General features: G+C 35.6%; 18 protein-coding genes and 1 pseudogene. 18 read left to right on the forward strand and 1 reads right to left on the reverse strand.

Annotated elements, in window-relative coordinates; genetic code table 11:
• The 3 genes and pseudogenes from BLV86_RS17960 to BLV86_RS17640 form a co-directional block, all read left to right on the forward strand.
• Positions 1-275, forward strand: a pseudogene (locus BLV86_RS17960) (IS4 family transposase); the annotation flags it as partial.
• Between the two features lie 124 nt (positions 276-399).
• The gene (locus tag BLV86_RS14985) at positions 400-732 is read left to right on the forward strand and encodes a nucleotidyltransferase domain-containing protein (protein WP_090819098.1); all 333 of its coding nucleotides are present in this window, start codon (positions 400-402) and stop codon (positions 730-732) included.
• Positions 733-753: 21 nt separating this feature from the next.
• Complete coding sequence (locus BLV86_RS17640; protein WP_278308806.1) at positions 754-906, forward strand: HEPN domain-containing protein; 153 nt, start codon at positions 754-756, stop codon at positions 904-906.
• A 283-nt stretch (positions 907-1,189) separates the two neighbouring features.
• Here the strand turns inward: BLV86_RS17640 and BLV86_RS14990 are convergent, their stop codons facing one another.
• The gene (locus BLV86_RS14990) at positions 1,190-2,503 is read right to left on the reverse strand and encodes an IS4 family transposase (RefSeq protein WP_090819100.1); all 1,314 of its coding nucleotides are present in this window, start codon (positions 2,501-2,503) and stop codon (positions 1,190-1,192) included.
• Positions 2,504-2,704: 201 nt separating this feature from the next.
• Between BLV86_RS14990 and BLV86_RS14995 the strand changes: the two genes are divergently transcribed.
• From BLV86_RS14995 to BLV86_RS15065, 15 genes are all read left to right on the forward strand, one after another.
• Positions 2,705-2,998, forward strand: coding sequence for a hypothetical protein (locus BLV86_RS14995; protein ID WP_090819103.1), 294 nt, complete (start codon positions 2,705-2,707; stop codon positions 2,996-2,998).
• 111 nt (positions 2,999-3,109) lie between these two features.
• The gene (locus tag BLV86_RS15000) at positions 3,110-4,153 is read left to right on the forward strand and encodes an N-acetylneuraminate synthase family protein (RefSeq protein ID WP_090819106.1); all 1,044 of its coding nucleotides are present in this window, start codon (positions 3,110-3,112) and stop codon (positions 4,151-4,153) included.
• On the forward strand, positions 4,150-5,475 hold the full coding sequence (locus BLV86_RS15005) for a DUF4910 domain-containing protein (RefSeq protein ID WP_090819108.1): 1,326 nt from the start codon (positions 4,150-4,152) through the stop codon (positions 5,473-5,475). The genes BLV86_RS15000 and BLV86_RS15005 overlap by 4 nt, the downstream gene beginning before the upstream one ends.
• Complete coding sequence (locus BLV86_RS15010) at positions 5,472-7,079, forward strand: cytidylyltransferase domain-containing protein (protein WP_090819111.1); 1,608 nt, start codon at positions 5,472-5,474, stop codon at positions 7,077-7,079. The genes BLV86_RS15005 and BLV86_RS15010 overlap by 4 nt, the downstream gene beginning before the upstream one ends.
• An 18-nt stretch (positions 7,080-7,097) precedes the next feature.
• Complete coding sequence (locus tag BLV86_RS15015; protein WP_090819113.1) at positions 7,098-7,937, forward strand: class I SAM-dependent methyltransferase; 840 nt, start codon at positions 7,098-7,100, stop codon at positions 7,935-7,937.
• A gap of 23 nt (positions 7,938-7,960) precedes the next feature.
• Positions 7,961-8,986 (forward strand): class I SAM-dependent methyltransferase, encoded by a 1,026-nt coding sequence (locus BLV86_RS15020; RefSeq protein ID WP_090819116.1) that lies wholly within the window; start codon positions 7,961-7,963, stop codon positions 8,984-8,986.
• A gap of 303 nt (positions 8,987-9,289) precedes the next feature.
• Positions 9,290-9,595: a HEPN domain-containing protein gene (locus BLV86_RS15025; RefSeq protein ID WP_090819120.1), complete on the forward strand. Its 306-nt coding sequence runs from the start codon at positions 9,290-9,292 to the stop codon at positions 9,593-9,595.
• A 130-nt stretch (positions 9,596-9,725) separates the two neighbouring features.
• Positions 9,726-10,811: a GDP-mannose 4,6-dehydratase gene (gene gmd / locus BLV86_RS15030; RefSeq protein WP_090819123.1), complete on the forward strand. Its 1,086-nt coding sequence runs from the start codon at positions 9,726-9,728 to the stop codon at positions 10,809-10,811.
• Between the two features lie 4 nt (positions 10,812-10,815).
• Positions 10,816-11,757, forward strand: a complete 942-nt coding sequence (locus BLV86_RS15035; RefSeq protein ID WP_334292869.1) for a GDP-L-fucose synthase family protein — start codon at positions 10,816-10,818, stop codon at positions 11,755-11,757.
• A gap of 425 nt (positions 11,758-12,182) precedes the next feature.
• The gene (locus tag BLV86_RS15040; protein ID WP_090819129.1) at positions 12,183-13,289 is read left to right on the forward strand and encodes a hypothetical protein; all 1,107 of its coding nucleotides are present in this window, start codon (positions 12,183-12,185) and stop codon (positions 13,287-13,289) included.
• Positions 13,290-13,293: 4 nt separating this feature from the next.
• Complete coding sequence (locus BLV86_RS15045) at positions 13,294-15,240, forward strand: hypothetical protein (RefSeq protein ID WP_090819132.1); 1,947 nt, start codon at positions 13,294-13,296, stop codon at positions 15,238-15,240.
• Between the two features lie 2 nt (positions 15,241-15,242).
• A complete protein-coding gene (locus tag BLV86_RS15050; protein ID WP_090819135.1) occupies positions 15,243-16,559 on the forward strand; it encodes an asparagine synthetase B family protein in 1,317 nt (438 codons plus the stop codon).
• 23 nt (positions 16,560-16,582) lie between these two features.
• Positions 16,583-17,845: a glycosyltransferase gene (locus tag BLV86_RS15055; protein ID WP_090819138.1), complete on the forward strand. Its 1,263-nt coding sequence runs from the start codon at positions 16,583-16,585 to the stop codon at positions 17,843-17,845.
• A 47-nt stretch (positions 17,846-17,892) separates the two neighbouring features.
• Positions 17,893-19,092 (forward strand): class I SAM-dependent methyltransferase, encoded by a 1,200-nt coding sequence (locus BLV86_RS15060; RefSeq protein ID WP_090819140.1) that lies wholly within the window; start codon positions 17,893-17,895, stop codon positions 19,090-19,092.
• 6 nt (positions 19,093-19,098) lie between these two features.
• On the forward strand, positions 19,099-20,340 hold the full coding sequence (locus tag BLV86_RS15065; protein WP_090819143.1) for a glycosyltransferase family 4 protein: 1,242 nt from the start codon (positions 19,099-19,101) through the stop codon (positions 20,338-20,340).
• Positions 20,341-20,351: the final 11 nt, after the last annotated feature.

Here is a 20,351-nt window from a genome sequence, read left to right on the forward strand (position 1 = left end):
CCATCGTATTTGCCAGATACATGTATCTTTCTGTATATCAAAGAAAAGATCAGGACGAACGTACGATAGGAGAAATCTTCTATGTACTGCTACAGGAAATGGAAGACATTACATTCCAACATTCTCTTTTCATACTCGTAGAGGCTATGACTGCAAGTATAAAGAACATACTTCATATCACAGACGAACAAGTTGAAGAAATCTATAAGGATTTCTTTTTCAGATTGCCTGAATATATGCAGGATGCTCTGACAAGTGATTACAAAGTGGCGTAATTGTATTTTTATAGTCTAGAATATAGAGTTTTCAAGGTGCGATGCCCACTATTTATGTGGGAAGTTTAAGTTATAATTATAAAGCGTTGTACGGATAAGCTATTCAGTATGTTTGGAGGCGTATATGGTAAAAAGTGATGACAAGCTTTTTGATCGCTTTGTTAGCGAAGTCACATCTGTATATGGTGACAATTTAAAGTCTATAATATTATATGGCTCCGTTGCCCGTGGTACCGCCAGTGAAGAATCAGACGTAGATATCGCTTTGATTATTGAAAATGAAAACGAAGAAATGTATGACAAACTGCTGGATATAGTAGTGGCTTTTGAGCTTGAATATAACATAGTTATTACTACAGTGCTTATAGAGACAGCTTTGTTTGAAAAATGGAGAAATGTCTCACCTTTCTATAAAAACATAACTAATGAAGGGATAGAGTTATGGAAGGCAGCATAAACTGAAGAGCTTCAGTGTGATATTTCCAAGAAAATCGCAAATGCGATGAACGTGAGACAACTTTCAGATTATGATGATTTTTATGTTGCATCTAAGAAAGAGGCAGAAGAACAGGTACAAGTTGCAGAAGAAATATTGGGCCTAGTTGAAAAATACCTGAATAAGAAAACGTGATTAGTTTAAAATAAATACATGGATAGAGCTCCTGATATAAGCTGTTTGGCTATCTTATATCTGGTGCTTTTTATGATGTGATTTGTAAGGGATTCTTAAGGGTGACAGGCACCAATGGTAGGTAGTTTTTGTTAAGTTAGTACTCATGATATAATTTACATTGTGCTGATAATGACGTCAATTATGCATAGGGTTCTCGTATTGCGCTTCGTGATTTATCACCAGGCATGGCAAACAGACAGATTGGGGAATCTGCCTACCTGATTGCATATTATTGGTCGTATTATCGGTATAAGAATGAGATTGCGGTCCTTGCTCTTAAATAGCGAGGACTGCTTCTACCGGGTCTTATAGGTATAAGCTGTCGTTCTAGTAGTTTCTCTAATCCTGGTAAATCGACACCACGCTGACAACGCTTTAAGAGTTCTACACAAATAGATATAGCAAGTGCAAAGTTTATGCTGTAGGAGTACTTTCTGTCCTTCTTTTGAATCACAATACCGCTGGTAATGGCTTCACTAAAATTGTACAGAATGAGTTTTGAGTATATTTCTTGCAAGACCAGATCCTTTTTGCGACTATGGAAAAACAGCATCCCGGCTGCATATTTAATATCACGGAAGGAGGTTTCTATCCCCCATCTTCTGTTATAGAGATCACGGATTTCATCTATTGAGAAGTCTTCCTTAGGAAGATTGGTCATGATAAATTCCTCTTTTCCGTTAGGCAGTTGAAACTTGATTATCCTAAAGCTGATATAGTGTAGTTTGTGGCTTTTGGGTTCAATATAATCAAATACACGATCTGCGATCGATTTGTATATATCAGGTTCTGCCTTTACTGTTTTTGTATTTCTGCGAGTTAGCCATCTTTCAAAAACAATGTCAAACTCGGGGGAATCCGGGAGGTCAATTGTTGCCAATAAACTCCGAGAATTAGGATCACGGCCTCTTACTAAAAAGAAAGCATTGTTTTCAATAGCATGAGCAAAGACATTCATTGAAACGTATCCACGGTCTGCAATGAATAGAGCTTTTTCTTTCGGATGTGATTCGGCAAAACGGTCAATCATGTCACATAAAGCTAAGTATTCATTGATGTGATTAATGGGTTGGATAATTATATCGGTGTAGAGCTTTGACATTAGGTCATAGGCTGCATTAAGGTGAAGCATGTTAAAGCCTTTACCATACGTGTCAGTAATGCGATATGTATCGGCATCCTTGGGGTTTCTAGGGATATATATGTCTGAACCATCAACTGCAATTAGACGATAACCTTTAGTAGTCAAATTAGAAGATAATGAATCTGTAAAGCGATAAAAAAGCTGCTCAAATGCTTGAACATTTAGCTTATTTCTTTGCTGAATCAATGCTGAATGTGTTGGTGAATCTGGCTGAAAATCGAAATACTTAAGGATTTCAGTGTTTGAAGAAGAACGTTGCATGCAGATGGTTGATAGTATGGCATCAGAAAACGAAATTTTTCGTTTTCTGGTGAAATCACCAGTTTGGCCGGTGAACAACCATTGTGTTTCGGATAAGGATTCTAGAGATTTAAATAATAAATCCTTAATCTGAGCTGAATCTTGAATCATAAAAAAATGCCCTCCAATTAACTTAGATTTTCCGGCGCACCGGAATTGCCTTGTTAATTAAAGGGCGCGAAGCGCCACATTTTTGTGGGCTTTTGTCAAGTGCTTTTTTGAAATTTGAATAAAAAAATAGGTAGTTCCTTAACTTAATAGAAACTACCTACCATTGGTGACAGGCACCCGTATTTTGGATACAACCCCTACTTGATTAAAGATAGTCATAATGGATTCCATGTATTTTGCCAGTTTTATCGTAATGAAACTTGGTACTATATTGATGCCAGAGGTATAACTACAAGTTTCGATGAGTTTATTGATGGCGTAAAGGAATTTGTAAAAGGGGAGTACTCCATTAGACCGGTTGAACAGAAAGACATCAATGATTGGGAGAAAGAGTTTGAATACAACGAAGAGGCATATAAGTTTTCAGAGGCAGTAATAAAAGAGTATAGTGAGTATTACACATGTAATTACTTAAGAGTAGGTACTCTTAAATAAAAGCTCCTTATGTAAGATATGAGAAATTGTTGTTTATGGAGCTTTTTTATATGAAGATTGTAAGGGAATATAAAGCGGGTATGATCCTGCTATGTAGAAGGGGTACTTAAAATGAACAATAAAGAACCTTATATAATTGCAGAAATGGGTGTAAATTTTTACGATACAGCGAGCGTACTGGGTATTTCACCGATTGATGCAGCTAAGATGTATATTGATAAAGCTGCGGAGGTTGGGATTAACTGTGCGAAATTTCAAGCTTATAAGGCTGAAACCATAGTATCAAAAAATTCGCCTGCATATTGGGATACATCAAAGGAGCCAACAAAGACACAGTATGAATTGTTTAAAAAGTATGACTCCTTTGGGGAAAAAGAGTATAAGGAACTGGCATATTACACGCATTCAAAGACAATGGATTTCACAGCGACTCCATTTGACTATGCTTCTGTAGACTTCCTTGAACCATTGGTCGATTTTTATAAGATTTCGTCCTCTGATCTTTCAAATCTCCCTTTCATAAAATATATTGGAAGTAAAGGAAAGAAAGTCGTCATGTCAGTAGGTGCAGCATATTTGTCTGAAGTAGATGAGGGAATAAGGGCACTGCAAGAATCGGGTTGTAACGATATAACAATTCTTCATTGTGTTTTATCATATCCGACAAAGCACGAGGATGCGAATCTTAGTGTCATTGATACCTTAAAACGAGTATTTCCTGACGTTAGAATAGGATATAGTGATCATGTTCCGCCTGATGATAATATGGTGACTTTTCTTGCTTCATATATGATGGGTGCGGAGGTCATAGAGAAGCATTTCACATTAGACAAGACGCTGAAGGGAAATGATCACTATCACGCTGGCGACCCTGATGATTTCAGGAGAGCAATAGAGAATATTAAATTATTGAATAAAGTTATAGGTTCTTCAAAAAAGACGGTTATGCCATGTGAATATGCATCAAGAAGAGAAGCGAGACGTTCGCTTGTTCTCACAAGGGACATGAAAGCAGGAGAGATTATACTGGAATCGGATATCGTTGCAAAACGTCCTGGAACCGGAATTCAGCCTTACGATATGGATAAGGTGATAGGAAGAAAAATAAAGTATGATTTGGATGAAGACACTATTCTTAAGTGGAATATGATATGAACGCAAATACAGAAGGAAAAAAAATATATGATCTTGCTGCAAAGCTATTTCCTATATACAGAAGCATTACAGGCGATGGTGTTCGCGAAACATTACGGATTATAAAATTATATATACAATGTGATGATTTCCAATTTTACGAGATTCCTTCTGGTACAGTGGCGTTTGATTGGATAGTTCCGGATGAGTGGAAAATCCGAGAAGCATATATCGAGAATGAAAATCATGAAAGAATAATAGATTTTAAGAACAATAATTTACATGTTGTCGGTTATTCTATACCTGTTGATAAATGGGTAAATCTTGATGAGTTGAGAAAATATGTATTCACACAGGAAGAGCAGCCAGACATAATACCGTATGTGACGAGCTATTACAGTAAAAGATGCGGTTTTTGTATGAGTGCAAATCAATTGAACATGCTTCCTAAAGGAAATTATCATATGTATATTGATTCTGAATTATTTTCAGGATCGCTTACATATGGCGAATTATTCATAAGGGGTCAGAGTGACAAAGAAATATTTTTCACTACATATATTTGTCATCCGTCAATGGCGAACAATGAATGTTCTGGACCGGCTCTTTTATCTGAAATAATTAAATATGTGAAATCTTTGAAAGATCGAAGATATTCATATAGATTTGTGTTTGCTCCTGAGACGATAGGTGCTATTACATATTTAGCAACACATAATCATTTGGTGACTTTGAAAAATAATGTAATTGCAGGCTTTAATCTTACATGTGTTGGTGATAACAGAAATTATACGATGATTGAGAGTAGAAGAGGGAATACTCTTGCTGACAAAGTACTATTGACGGTTTTGAATACAGATGAAAAAGTCAGCGGGAATTATAAAAAATACGATTATCTTGGCAGGGGATCGGATGAGAGGCAGTATTGTTCGCCCGGTGTAGACCTTCCTTTCGTAACATTCTGTAGAACAAGATTCTATGATTATCCTGAATACCACACATCAGCTGATGATATGTCTTTAGTGACGCCGGATGGATTTCAGGGGAGTTATGATGTGTTGAAATGTGCGATAGATTTAATTGAGAATAACCGTACATATAAGAATGTATTTCCGTGCGAACCACAGCTAGGAAGACATGGATTATATCCAACTGTTAGCCAGAAGGGAAGAAAAGGGTCTGCTGGTGATATTCAAAATGTTTTGGCATTTTTGGATGGAAATAATGATGTGATTTCTATTTGTGATAGATTAAAGAGACCTGTTGGAACAGTCCTGGAAATAATTTATAAGCTGAAGATAAATAATTTAATTGAAGAAGTACAGGTAGACGGAGTCATATGAGAATATTAGCAGTAATCCCAGCAAGAGCAGGGTCAAAAGGTATCCCCAATAAGAATCTTAGGATGGTAGCCGGGCATCCTCTTATATATTACTCCTTAATGAATGCTGTTAATTCTAAATATATCACAGATGTGGTTGTGACTAGTGATTCATACGATATTCAGACGTTAACTAGGCAACTTGGAATTAATGTAATTGAGAGGGAAGAGTCTTTGTGTGCAGATGAGACGACTCTTGACGATGTAGTGATTGATGCAGTAAGAAGAATTCAGGGTGATTTTGATTATATTGTAACATTGCAGCCCACTTCGCCAACCCTAAAAAAAGAAACGCTGGATAATGCTATCAAATACGAGATTGAAAATGGATTTGATTCACTTATATCTGTGATTAATAAGCCGCACTTAGCGTGGAAAAAAGGAAAAGTGGATAGGGTTGAGCCGGCATATGAGCGGAGAGTAAACAGACAATACCTTCCTCCCTATTACGCCGAAACGGGGGCGTTTGTAATATCAAGCAGAAACTTACTAGATAGAGGGGTAAGAATTGATGGAAACATAGGTGTCTATGAAATACCGGAAGATGAATCTATAGATATAGATACATTTACAGATTTAATTGCCGCTTCTGAAATATTAAGTCGCAAGAAGATTGCAATATATGTGAATGGCAACAACAAAAGGGGAATAGGTCATATATATAGAGCACTTGAGATTGCGGATGAGCTTTATGTAAAACCTGATATTTTTTTTGACAAAAACCAGACAGATATATCTTCATTTGGTAATACGAAGCATCAGGTTATTGCAATCAATGGGATAACAGAGCTTTTTTCCATTTGTGCAGAAAGAGATTACGATATCTTTATTAATGATATCTTGTCAACTTCAATTGATTATATGATTGGACTGAGAATTTCCTTACCTAATGCAAAAATAATCAACATTGAGGACGATGGGGAAGGGGCATATAAAGCAGATGCAGTTATAAATGCATTATTTAGACAAAGCAATATTGTTAACGCTTATGATGGAGAAAAGTATTATATTTGTAGAAAACTGTTTCTTTTCTATGATCCTATCGAGATAAGAGATACTGTTAAGACGATGTTTGTGTGTTTCGGAGGTGCAGATCCCCAAAATTACACAGACAGGATAATTAGGATGATTATAAAACCAGAGTATAAAGAGTATCGATTTATTATAGCGATAGGAAAGGCAAAAGAAAATATTGATGAACTGTTGGCTTACAATTCATATGGGAATATAGAAGTTTATTATGATGTTCCCAACATGCCGGAATTAATGTCGCAGGCCGATTTTGCTGTTGCTTCAAGGGGGCGTACCTGTTACGAGCTCGCAATGCTAGGCATCCCCACGATATCCATCTCTGAAAATGAGAGGGAGCTAAAGCATGAGTTTGTAACTGCTGAAAACGGGTTTACGGCAATAGGAGTTGATCCTGAAGATGATGTTGTAGAAGAACATATAAAGATGTATTTTTCGATGTCAAAGCAGGTAAGGAAACATTATCAGGATATTTTACTGAGTCATGATTTAAGAAGTGGCAGGAAAAATTTTCAGATGATAATTAACAGTCTATGAGTATAAGGGAATGCAGGAATGGAAAATATATATAAAAAGGTCGAGAAATGCCCTTGGTGCGGACAACAGGGAAAAACTCTGTTTTCAGAAAAAGCATATAATGTTCTAAAGTGTAAAAAATGTGGGCTTGTATGGTCGGATACGGTTTTATCTGAGCATGGATTAAAAGAGTATTGGACTAACTATGAGTCAGAGGTTCATTCCGCAGATGCTGTACTTACTGAACAAAGGAAGATAATGTACCGAAACGATTTTGATTTCGTTAAGCCGTTTATAGATTCAAATTCAAAAGTGCTGGATGTAGGTTGTGGTGACGGGGGATTTTTAGACTTATTTAAAGAATATGGCTGTAGTTGTGAGGGAACAGAGTTTGGAGAGGAGGCTTATAGAATAGCTGGAAGAAAATATCCGATGTATTTTGGAGAATTGGCGGATATTGTTTTTGAAAAAAAATATGATGTGGTTCTCTTTAGGGGAACAATACAATACTTATTAAAACCGCAGGAGAGCTTAAAAAAGGCAACAGAGCTCTTAAATAGGGGCGGTATTATATTTATTTACATGGTTAATTCAGACAGCATATGTTTTAAACTATTTAAAGATAAATTTAGATTGCCAGTGTCCCCGACGGATTACTATATGTTCAATAAGCCTTTGCTAAACGATTTAATGGAATCTATGGGCATGCAGTTAATGGTCGAGAATATGCCATATCTTGGAACGCCATATGAAAACTGGAGGGAAGATATTTTAGAAGTTGCAGAAGCTATCAGAAAAAGTGATACCGGAGATACAATTGAGAAGAAGTCACCTCCATTTTTTGATACCATGATTAATTTGATATATAAGAAAAAGTAACTAACTGTATGGGGTGAGATTATATGATAAAGTATGGCAAATCGTATACGTCAGTTTCAAACTTAAAGAGTGATTTTGTCCACAATAATAAATCACATCTTGAAGAAAATGAACGAATAGCAAGGATTTATTCACAACAGCCAAAGAGGAAAGCATGTAAGATTTGTGGATTTTTGCTCGACAGAAATTCAATGTTTCATAGTCACGGATTGAATTACTATCATTGTGTAAAGTGTGGACATATAAACGGTGAATATGTGGAAACAAATGAATTTACATCCCGAATATATGAGCAATCTGATTATGGAAAAGCATATAGAATGGGGTCAAAAGATGAATTTCTTACAAGGTTGGAAAATATATATCTTCCAAAGGCAGAATTCTTGAGAGATGCATTAAAGGCAAAAAGTGTAAATCCTAATAATATAAAAGTTTTAGATGTGGGAGCAGGTTCTGGTTTTTTTGTAGGAGCACTTGACAAACTAGGTTTTTCTGCAAAAGGTGTTGAGGTGTCGAAAGCTCAAGTAGAGTACGCTAACGAAATGCTTGGGATGAAATTGCTTGAACATGTTCCACAGGCTGATGTGGTAGATAAAATATGCGAATCGGATGCGGAAGTTATTTCTTTTATAGGTGTGCTAGAGCATATCGTAAACCTGAACCAAGTCTTGAATGTTGTAAAAGAAAATCAAAAGATTAGTTACATATATTTTTCTGTTCCTATGTTTTCTTATTCTGTTTTTTGGGAAGCTATAAGCAATGATGTTTTTAATCGCTTGCTGGGTGGATCACATACACATATTTTTACTAATAGCTCTTTGGAGTATCTTTATAGACAAAACGGATGGAAAAAAATTGCTGAATGGAGATTCGGTACAGATATTCCTGATCTTCAGAGGATTATTCAAGTAAAGATGATGGAAAATGGAAATGAGTATCTTGCCAATCTGTTTTATGAAAAGCTATCTGATGTTATTGATAAAATACAACTGATTTTTGATCAACAGGAATTCAGTTCAGAGACGCATGTTTTGGTAGAGAAAATCTAAGTTAGTATCTGTTAACGGGAGACCAGTAAAATGGGAAAAGTTTTTTTGGAACGTATTCAAGTATTATAGATAATGTAGGAAACATATGGTTTTCCGATTCTTTTCATAATGCCCTTATGAAATATAATATAAATGATAAAAGAATGCTTTATATAAGTACTTTTTCAGATATACCATTATTGGAAACCGACATCCATTTCGCTTCATATTATATTGAGAATAAGATTGTCTTTCTGCCCAGTAAGGCAGGAGTTATTCATATATACAATATTATAGACAGTACATTCGAAAAAATACTAATCCCTGTCATGGTACACGGTACCTGCGTGTTATTACGCAATATTCCATGCTATAAGGGCAGTGAATACTCTGGATAGTTTTGATAGCAGTAAACATAGTGGAGTGATTGCTCACTTTAATCAATTTCATGTTAAGACGGAAGAGTTTCCGAGTGATATTTCCAAGAAAATCGCAAATGCGATGAACGTGAGACAACTTTCAGATTATGATGATTTTTATGTTGCCTCGAAGAAAGTGGCAGAAGAACAGGTACGAGTTGCAGAAGAAATATTGGGCTTGGTTGAAGAATACCTGAATAAGAAAACGTGATTAGTTTAAAATAAATACATGGATAAAGCTCCTGATATAAGCTGTTTGGCTATCTTATATCTGGTGCTTTTTATGATGTGATTTGTAAGGGATTCTTAAGGGTGATACCCGGATATGGGAGATTATTGATTTGAAAAAAGCGCTAATTACAGGTGTGACAGGGCAGGATGGGAGTTACTTATCAGAACTGTTACTAGAAAAAGGGTATGATGTTCATGGAATAATTAGAAGATCTTCAGTTGATTACAGAGAGAGAATTGCTCATCTCGAAGGACATAAGAACTTTCATCTACATTATGGTGATCTTACGGATTCAATGTCTATTGTGAAAACTGTGGCATTGGTCAGACCGGATGAAATATATAACTTGGCGGCTCAAAGCCATGTCCAAGTAAGCTTTGATTCACCGGAATTCACTGCTAATGTTGACGCAACAGGCGTACTCAGAGTATTGGAGGCTGTGCGTATTTGTGGATTAGCTGATAAATGCCGTATTTATCAGGCAAGCACCTCAGAACTATATGGTAAAGTTGAAAAAATCCCGCAAAATGAGGATACTCCTTTTCATCCGTATTCTCCATACGCAGTAGCTAAACAGTATGGATTTTGGATTACAAAAGAGTACAGAGAAGCTTATGGCATGTTTTGTTGTTCAGGAATCCTTTTTAATCATGAATCTGAAAGACGTGGAGAAACATTTGTAACCAGAAAAATCACTCTCGCTGCTGCTCGTATCGCACAGGGCAAGCAGGATAAGTTATATTTGGGAAATCTCAGTAGCTTGAGAGATTGGGGATATGCAAAAGACTACGTTGAATGCATGTGGCTGATGCTTCAAAATGATAAGCCGGATGATTTCGTAATTGCTACCGGAGTACAACATAGTGTACGCGAGTTTGCAACGTTGGCTTTTCATTTTGCAGGTATAGAGATTGAGTGGTCAGGGGAAGGACTTGAGGAGGTAGGTGTAGATAAATCTAACGGAAAAATTTTAATTGAAGTTTCACCTGACTTTTATCGTCCTACAGATGTGGTAAATCTTTTGGGTGATCCATCAAAAGCAAAGAATGAATTGGGATGGAATCCTGCTAAAACGAGTTTTGAGGATTTAGTCAGGACAATGATTAAGCATGATGTGAAGCAAGTAGCAAAAGAACATGCTGTTGAACGTATTATTAATCTCGCTGAGTATCTAGAGAAAGGCGTAGTGAAGTAAAATGATGGAAAAAGATGCAAAAATATATGTTGCCGGACATCAAGGAATGGTTGGCTCTGCAATTGTAAGGGAGCTTAATCGTCAGGGTTATAAAAATATCATTACTCGGACTCACAAAGAACTTGATCTCATATATCAGGAAGAAGTAGAGAGATTTTTTGAAAAGGAAAAACCTGAATATGTATTCTTAGCCGCCGCAAAGGTTGGTGGAATTGCAGCAAATGAATCTGCTCTTGCGGATTTCATGTATGAAAACATGATGCTGGAAATGAATGTTATTCATTCTGCATGGAGGAATGGCTGCAGGAAGCTTGAGTTTCTTGGATCGTCCTGTATTTATCCTAGGATGGCTCCTCAACCTATGAAAGAAAGTTGTTTGCTAACGGGTGAGTTGGAAAAGACAAATGAAGCATATGCGTTGGCAAAAATATCAGGGCTTAAATATTGTGAGTTTCTCAATAGGCAATATGGGACTGATTATATTTCAGTTATGCCTACGAATCTATATGGTCCAAATGATAATTACCATCCTAAGAATAGTCATGTGCTACCTGCAATGATACGACGATTCCATGAAGCAAAGGAATCTTGTGAAGCTTCAGTTGTTTGTTGGGGAGATGGATCACCGTTGCGAGAGTTTCTGTATGTGGATGATCTTGCTGAACTTTGTGTGTTCTTGATGAATAACTATAGTGGTAACGAAACAGTTAATGCAGGAACCGGCAAAGAAATAACTATAAAAGATTTAGCGTGTCTTGTTGCCAGGGTATTAGGTTATGAAGGAGAGATTAAGTGGGATACCAGTAAACCAAATGGAACTCCTAGAAAATTGCTTGATGTTTCCAAGGCTACAGTGCTTGGCTGGAAATATAAAGTAGAATTAGAAGAGGGTATTAGGTTAGCTTATAAAGATTTTCTTGAACATTCGATGAAGAGAGAAACCTAGTTATAGAAATATTAATAATATGGAATATGTTTAAAAGGGGCTGTTCGTATGGGTTGTGGTTGACTCCTTAAGCCTTTTGATACGTGTAATATTTCATAATTATATTGTTATTATGTTAATGGCGGAAGGTGCTTTTGGGGGATGTATTAATGAAGCCTTGTTGATTTGATGAATAGATTGAAAAAGTATTTAAAATAAACCACAAGAAGAGGGGAAATTCTAAAGGATAATGGGAAAACAAGACCACTAATAGCTACTTTTATGAAGACAAGTTGGTACAAGAGGAATTGAGAAGTTTTAATGACTTTGATGTTTAAGAAGAACTGATTTTCTTGTCTTTGAGGATTTAAGTGGTTTTAAACTTATGTGTTTATTATCGATTGTTGTCAATGATTGTTTTTTGACATGTTAATGAAGGTGATCATATGAAAAATATAGCGCTTGGCTCAATGGCGAGCATTTTGGTGGATGATATGATTTATTTTTCTGAAAGTGGATTTAATGGCTTTTTTTGCTATAACCTTAGAGATAATACTACAAGACATATTTGTGATTTTGATTATGTTTCTCCAACTGCACAAACACTTCATAGACAAGCATTTAGGTATGGTAATCTTATTATACTAAACCCGCTCTATGATAAGTTTTTAAGAGTATATGATATTACATCAAAAAGTATGTTATCTTTTCCGTTATTAGGCGAAGACGATATTCAATATATCTATTGTGGAATAATACATGATGATTCTGTGTGGCTTGTTGATAATAAGGCAACAGCTATTTGTTTCGATTTAAAAACATTTAAGTTTTCGTCTTGTTTGGAGCTTACTAATGCAATAGCTGATTTGCATGAAGAAAAAATAACAGATTTATTCTGGGATGAAAATAAACTATTTTGTCTTACAGATTCATTTTGCGGTTTTTTCGAAATTGTTTATGAAGCGGGTGCTTTCAAATCAACAAAGTATTGTTTGGATAAAGACTATGGAACGCTGAGTAAAGTGAAAGTTATTAATCAAAGGTATTGGCTTTTATTCAAAAACCATTATTACATAATTGAATGGGATGGGAAAGAATATTATAAGTCTTATAGATTAGAAGAGGATATTTCTGACATGAATGCATACATCCCATATGATAACTTTTATAAGGTGGGAAATGAAATAATGGTTACTTCGTATTATGGAAAAAACATATTTTATTTAAAAGATGCAATAATTAATGAAATTGAATTATCTAATCTGGATAAAGATTATAAGGTGTTAAATTGCTTGTCATACAGTCCATGCTTTGGTCAGATGCACCAAATTGAGGATGGATATTATTTGATTTTCCCGAATAGGAATAATAGAATGATTGAGATTACTGCAGGCAACCATGAAATCAGAACAAGAGTTTTGACGTATAAGGCTTCAAGTTTTATTCGTTTTATTGCAGACGCTAATGAAAAGGGAATTGTATTTCATGAAAACGAGAACACCGGATTGGAAGATATTATAGCCTACTTAGTTAATCCTGAACAGGAGTGTTAAAAATATGAATAAACGATCCAAGTATCTATGTACAGATCGTATCATTGGAAAATTTAAAAATAATTATTGCTATATTTACGGCACTGGAAAAGATGCAGGAGATCTTTTCGATTTAATTAAAGAGTTTGTTGTTGTCAAAGGTTTTATAAATTCTTATAAAGATGATTATTTATTTAAAGAAGTTAACGTGATTGCAAGAAATGAATGCTCTGATCGTAAAATAAGAGGGCACATTATTGTAGCAACCTACAAATATGAAGATGAAATATATGAATCGTTAAAGCAGCTGGGTTTTGTTGAAGGGGAGGATTTTTATATTTGGGATAGATTTTCTTATCACGATACATCAGATAAGTGGATTAATAAGTATATTGAGTGGAATAGGACTGCATGGAAAAAATGTAATAGACCGACGGATAATAGACGAATTTTGATGGCAGCAATGGATGACGAAGGATTCAGGTCATTGCTTTATGGGTATTTTAGCGAATTGCTATGTAATCAATACGATGCAAAACCTGAAGCATATATTTCGTTTAGATTTGATTATAAGTATGAAGGGCAGGTTAAACAACCGTATAAAACTTTTGGCTTTGATAAGATTGGTTGTATAACCAGGTCTATATACGAAACATTTGGGGTAACTGAGTTCCTAAGCGCTGAGCTTGATAAAGTACAATCAGATGAAGTTTGTAAGTTAACAAACGATATATGGTTGAATATAAACTCGTATGAGGATTGGGAAAAAATTCAGATAGATGGGGTAGAGTTTGGTACAACGATTATTCGATGTTTATCTCGCTTTTTAATCCCTTGCTTTGATCCCAAAGATGCTAGATTAAAAGATTATCTGCAGAGATGTGTGGAAAATATCATTTTTTGGAGGGATAGGTTCAACTCATATGATTATAAGTTTGTGTTACTTCGTGATGGTGTGAGCTGGGATGGTTTTATACGCGATATAGCTATTAGTCGTGGGATTCCGGCAATGTGTGTGTCCTTTCAAGATACCAGAAGGGTAGATTTGAACTTTTCTAGCTGCAAAGAAAATATTTATTTTGCAGCGTTTTGGAATGAATTAAATATAGATGAAAGGGAACGAGCCCTTCTTATCGGAAAAAAATATCTTGAATCTCATCTAAAAGGAGCATACTCAAAAAAACTGTTATCGTCAAATTTTGGTAATGAAATAATGGATTTTCATTTAGCAGAGGATGATAGAATTAAAATCCTAATTTGTCCTCATATTTTCTGCGAGGATCAGTTTCCCTATGGAGATCAGATATTTGATAACAGTGTTTTCTCATGGTTAGTTCATTTGGGAGAATTATCTGAAAAACTATCGAAATATGATTGGTATATAAAAAAACATCCACATGCTACCATATCGCCTCGGGATAATGAAATCATTAATAGTTTTATTGAAAAGTTTCCAAATATTCATTTGATTCCGACAGAGATTTCTCCTATACAGCTGAAAAACGAAGGAATCAGATATGTGCTTACAGTGTATGGAACAGCAGGGTGTGAATATCCTGCAATAGGAATCAAGGTAATTACTGCTGGAGTTACTCCTTATGAAGGTTTCAACTTTACTATTAAGCCCAAAACAAAAGATGAATTTGATCATATTATAGAAAATCTTGAATACGATAATTCCGTAATTGATACTGAAGATCTATACAAGTATTGGGCGCTTAACCTAGGGTACTATGACTGGGATTACAATGAAGTACATCTTTTCCACAACGAAGAATTAAATTCTATAGCCGGACGTATTAAACGTGGAGAACAGATGAACTGGAATTATCAGTTATTGATGGAAGAATTGGGGACAGAAGGCATACATGATGAAAACAGGGCTAAGATTAAAAAAATATTCGATAGGGCAATGAGTTGGGAACCAAGTAAATTCTACCGTAAACGAATTATTTTGGGTGTAGAGGAATAAATATGCTACTTGAAAGAGCTGAAACAGATTGGATAGCTTCAAGGAATATTTTTTATAATACCAGATCAAATTTAATTAGTGATAATATTAATGACTTGATAAATCCTGAACATTTGGATTTCCATTCAGAAGGACTAATTAATTATTTGGATTATGGATATTCTGTTTATGGTCAGACTCCTTTGGCAGATATTAAGCTGTTAGAGCATGATAAGTTAATCTATAAAGATGACGATGGAACCTTGAGAATAGAAAAGAAAGAGGATCCAATGGAAAAGCTTCTTGGAGGAAAAACAACACCTGCGGAAGTGATTGATTATTTGTCTACTACAGTAAATGAGTGGACAAAGGAACGGGAAGGAGCGATTATTGTTCCGACCAGTGGGGGATTTGACTCCAGATTGCTAGATCATTTGATTAAAGATAAAAACAGAATACACGCATACACATATGGAACATCCATTAATCAGGAGGAATCGTACGAAACTGTTTATGCATCAAAACTGTGTGAAATATTGGGGATTGATTGGACACAAATACAGTTGTCTGATTTTCATAACTTAATTGAAGAGTGGTATGCACTGTTTGGAATTTCTACACATGCGCATGGTATGTACCAGATGGAGTTCTATGAGAAAATCCTCAAAAAGGAAGAGAAGGGAAGTAGTTTACTAAGTGGCATATATGGTGATCTTTGGGCTGGAAGCAAGGATTTTGCTGTAATTACAAATATCAACGAATTATCAGAACTGGGTATAACGCATGGGATGAATGCAGATTCATCTCAGACGCTGTTTAGTGGAGACTATTGTTTAAAAAACCAGTATTGGATTGATAACAAGGAAAAACTCAAAGATAAGAATTGGAGAATAATTGAAGCGGGTAGAACGAAAATTGTCCTCATTTCATATCTTATGCGAGTTCCGGAAAAATATGGATTAAAATCATGGTCTCCTTTTTTAAATGAAAAAGTTGTCGCGATGATGCTTAATATGGATTGGGCGGATCGTGCTAGAAGACAATGGCAGATTGACTACTTTAATAATAATCACATTCTTATCGGAGAAATGAATTTGACATGCGATAAGGTTATTCGTTTAAATGAATTTGGATACAAAAAGGTACCTGTACGCCCGTTGAATTCTTCTTTGTTTGACGGATTAATCCGTAAAGAGTACATTGATACAATCAATAATAAACTATGTAAACCCCAAGAACGAGATTGGGAAACATATTATAATGCATACCTGACAATCTATCCGATTGAGAGAATACTTGAAATTGCACAGCAAAATGGAACATCGGTACGTGTATTATGATTTAAAGATTGCTTGAAGGAGGTATGATGGTTTCTGCAGCTACATTGCTGTTTACTTATTGTAGGCCAAAACATACTAGAGAGGTTTTAAATGGTCTTAAACATTCTACTATTTTACCAGAAAGACTAATAATCTACCAAGACGGTATTTCGGAAGACACGTCAGAAGATAAGATTAAACTGTGGAAAGAAGTTAACAGTATTATCCATGGAGTGAATTGGTGTGAGTGCGATGTGATAGAGGCAAAAAAGAATCAGGGGCTATCGGATTCTATTGTAAGGGGGATAAATAGGGCCTTTGAATATTTTGATGCGATAATTGTATTGGAAGACGACTGTGTTCCACAACCGACTTTCATAGAGTTCATGCTTAAGAGTTTGGAAAAGTATGCGAATGCTCCAAATGTGTTTTGTATTAATGGATCTGATGAACCAGTAGAGGTTATTCCTAATGGATATGACGCATATTTTATGGGGCGAATCAATTCATGGGGATGGGCAACTTGGAAATCAAAGTGGAGATCTTTTGATCGTAATTATAGGATTATTAAGGAAATCCGATCTGATAATGATTTGTCGAAGTGGTTAGATGTCTGGGGAAGAGATCTCGAGGCAACGCTTCATATGAATGTATCCGGAGAAACGGATTCGTGGGCGGCGTTTTGGGCTCTTTCAGTAATGAAAAGGAAAGGGTTATGTCTTTCTCCATATAAGTCACTGGTGAATAATATTGGATTTGATGGTACAGGAAGGCATTGTGGATGCAATAAACCTATATCGGAACTTGATGAGGCGGCTCGTAAAGATTTTAGGTTACCTGATAATGCAGAAGTAATTAAAAACTATGAAGTAATATTTGATAACTACTATAATTGGATTGATCCGTTAGTAAGAGAAAAGTATTACACGGATGTATTGATAAAATGGATAGAGGTAATAGAAAAAGAAGGTTCTATATGGAAATGGAGTAAGAAAACACGGGTAAATCAAGTTTATGTGTGGGGACTGGGGAAAGTTGGAAAAGTTACTGTTAAAGAACTTGGTAAGTATTTAAGAGTCAATGGTATTATCGATAGAAATAACTCCATCATAGAGTATTGTTCTATTCGTGTTATACAACCGCAGGATATTCCGGAAGGTGCGGGTACCATTGTGGTGGTACCCGGATATGATATGAAAAATATTTACCAGCTTGCATCATCAGTTGGCGGTATACAACTGATTCCGATACACAACTTCTTAGAACAGGTCAAGGACACGTGGAACGAAGATAAAGCTCAAGAATAAGAATTCTCGCAATGGTGGGATGATATTTTTTAGGAGAACGGTGAAATATGCGTACTTGGGATAAAATATTTCCGGATAAAAGCGACATTGTAATATGGGGTGCAGGAAAAAATGGAGAGAAATGGGCTCGTTTTTTAATGGATGCCTCAAAACATCTTAAATATTTTGTTGATAATAATCTGAATCTTAACAGCATTTCTATAACAAATGAAGCTGGAAAAACTGTAACTTATGAAGTCAAACATCCAGACACATTACAGTTTGATGATGAGATTGTTTTGATTTCGCCGTACAAGTATGTAGAAGAGATTTTTGAGAGAGTTAAAAAACAGGGTGGAAAACGAGTTCTGATTGCGAATATTTTGAATTATTTACCAATGGATTATAACCTGAATGTGGAAGATACCCTTTGGTGCTATCCTGGGCATTTTTATTCACTGTATCCGAGTTTGCGGGATATCAGAGAAAAGTATGATAAAAGTGCAAAAAATGAGAAAAGTGGATTGGATCAGGATGGTATCGATCTGAAACCAGAAAAACAATTGGTACTATTGGACAAGATGAACAAAATGTTTGATGATGCTCCGAAATGGTTGGATTTAAAGGAACAATCGAGAAAGAGATACAGATACAAAAAGGGCAACACGGCGTTTGGATTATCGGATGCTCTTGTATTACATTTCATTTTAAGGTTATATGCACCAAATAGGATTATTGAGGTTGGGAGTGGTTTTTCATCGGCGGCCACACTAGATACGAATGAGTATTATATGAATAATGCCATGGAAGTTGAGTTTATTGAACCGTATCCGCAATTACTGTATTCATTGATAAAAAAGGGAGACAACGAACGAGTAAAGATTTATCCTCAAAAACTTCAGGAAATTCCGCTGGATATATTCAGAGAACTGAAAAAAGGAGACATTTTATTCATTGATTCTACGCATGTGTCCAAATTCGGATCAGATGTAAATTACCTGTTCTTTCATATCCTTCCATGCTTGGAAAAAGGAGTACTGGTTCATTTCCATGATATTTTTTATCCGTGGGAGTATCCCGAACAATGGCTTGAAAAAAGGGCATGGAACGAACTATACATGTTAAGAGCATTTCTGCAGGGAAATAAAGAGTGGGAGCCCCTCTTTTTTAATCATTATCTGGCAACTGCATATAAAGACAAATACCATGAAGAATGGCAGAAAATTGATGATTTAGGTGGTGGTAGTTTTTGGATGAGAAAGAAGTAGCACACTATGAAGATCCTTTGGTTGTGTAATATTGTTTTGCCTTTTTTTGCAGAAGAATTTCACATTAAAAAGAATCCATATGAGGGATGGATGACAGGCATGTATAATGCAATATCTAACCATGAAGGGTTGGATATTGCATTTTGCATGCCTATTTTTGATCTAAAAAGACTTAAGGATGGAATCCTAAATGGGGTAAGATACTATACCTTTTTAAGAGATATTGAGGAAAATAATGAGGAAAAAGAAAAAGAACTTGAAAAACGTTTTGAACAAATTATTAAGGATTTTAAACCCGATATTATTCATATTTGGGGAACGGAGTACGCGCATAGTTTGGCCATGATAAAATGTGCGCGACAGTTAGGACTTATAGAAAGAACCGTAGTATATATACAAGGAATGGTTTCAGAGTGTGCAAAGTTATATCTGGCTGGTATTCCAGAGGATTACAAAAAATACCATGTTGGTGAGTATCCGACGTTGCTTGATGAGAAAAAGGCCTTCGCCTTTAAGGGGAAAAATGAAATTGAAGTCTTACAGATGGCTCAAATTGTTTTAGGAAGAACGAGGTGGGATCAATCGTGTGTGAAGAGGATTAATCAAAAATGTACCTATTATGAATGTCGGGAGATATTACGTACGGTCTTTTATGATCACAAAGCACAGTGGAGAAATGCGGATAAGCATAACCATAGAATCTTTATGTCGCAAGGAGCGTATCCTATCAAAGGAACACATTATGTAATAAAGGCGTTGGCTAAGATTGTAGAGAATTATCCGAACACCAAGCTAGTATTGGCAGGGGTAAATATAGTGAATGAAGAAAAACCGTATTGCGTTTATCTTAGATCTTTGATCAGTGAACTTGGTTTGGAAGAAAACATAATTGGTTTAGGTATTTTACAGGAAGGAGAAATGATAGAAGAGTATAAAAAAGCAAATGTATATGTTCTTCCCTCCGTAATTGAGAATTCTCCAAATTCTTTACTGGAAGCAATGCTGATTGGTACTCCTGTAGTCGCTGCCAAAGTTGGAGGAATTGATAGTATTATAAGAAATGAGGAAGAAGGCCTTTTATATAGGTTTGATGATATTAATGGTTTAGCGAATTGTATAATAAGTATTTTTGAAGGGAGAATGGGTTTGGAAAGGATGTCTAAGAGTGAAACTGAGCGGGCTTCTTCATTTGCCAATAAAAGCTGTGCTTCAGATTTGGTGGATATCTATACAAATTTGTGTACTTAGGAAAGGACCTT

Origin of the sequence: Oribacterium sp. KHPX15 (assembly GCF_900107835.1) — a bacterium.
Classification (GTDB): Bacteria; Bacillota; Clostridia; order Lachnospirales; family Lachnospiraceae; genus Oribacterium.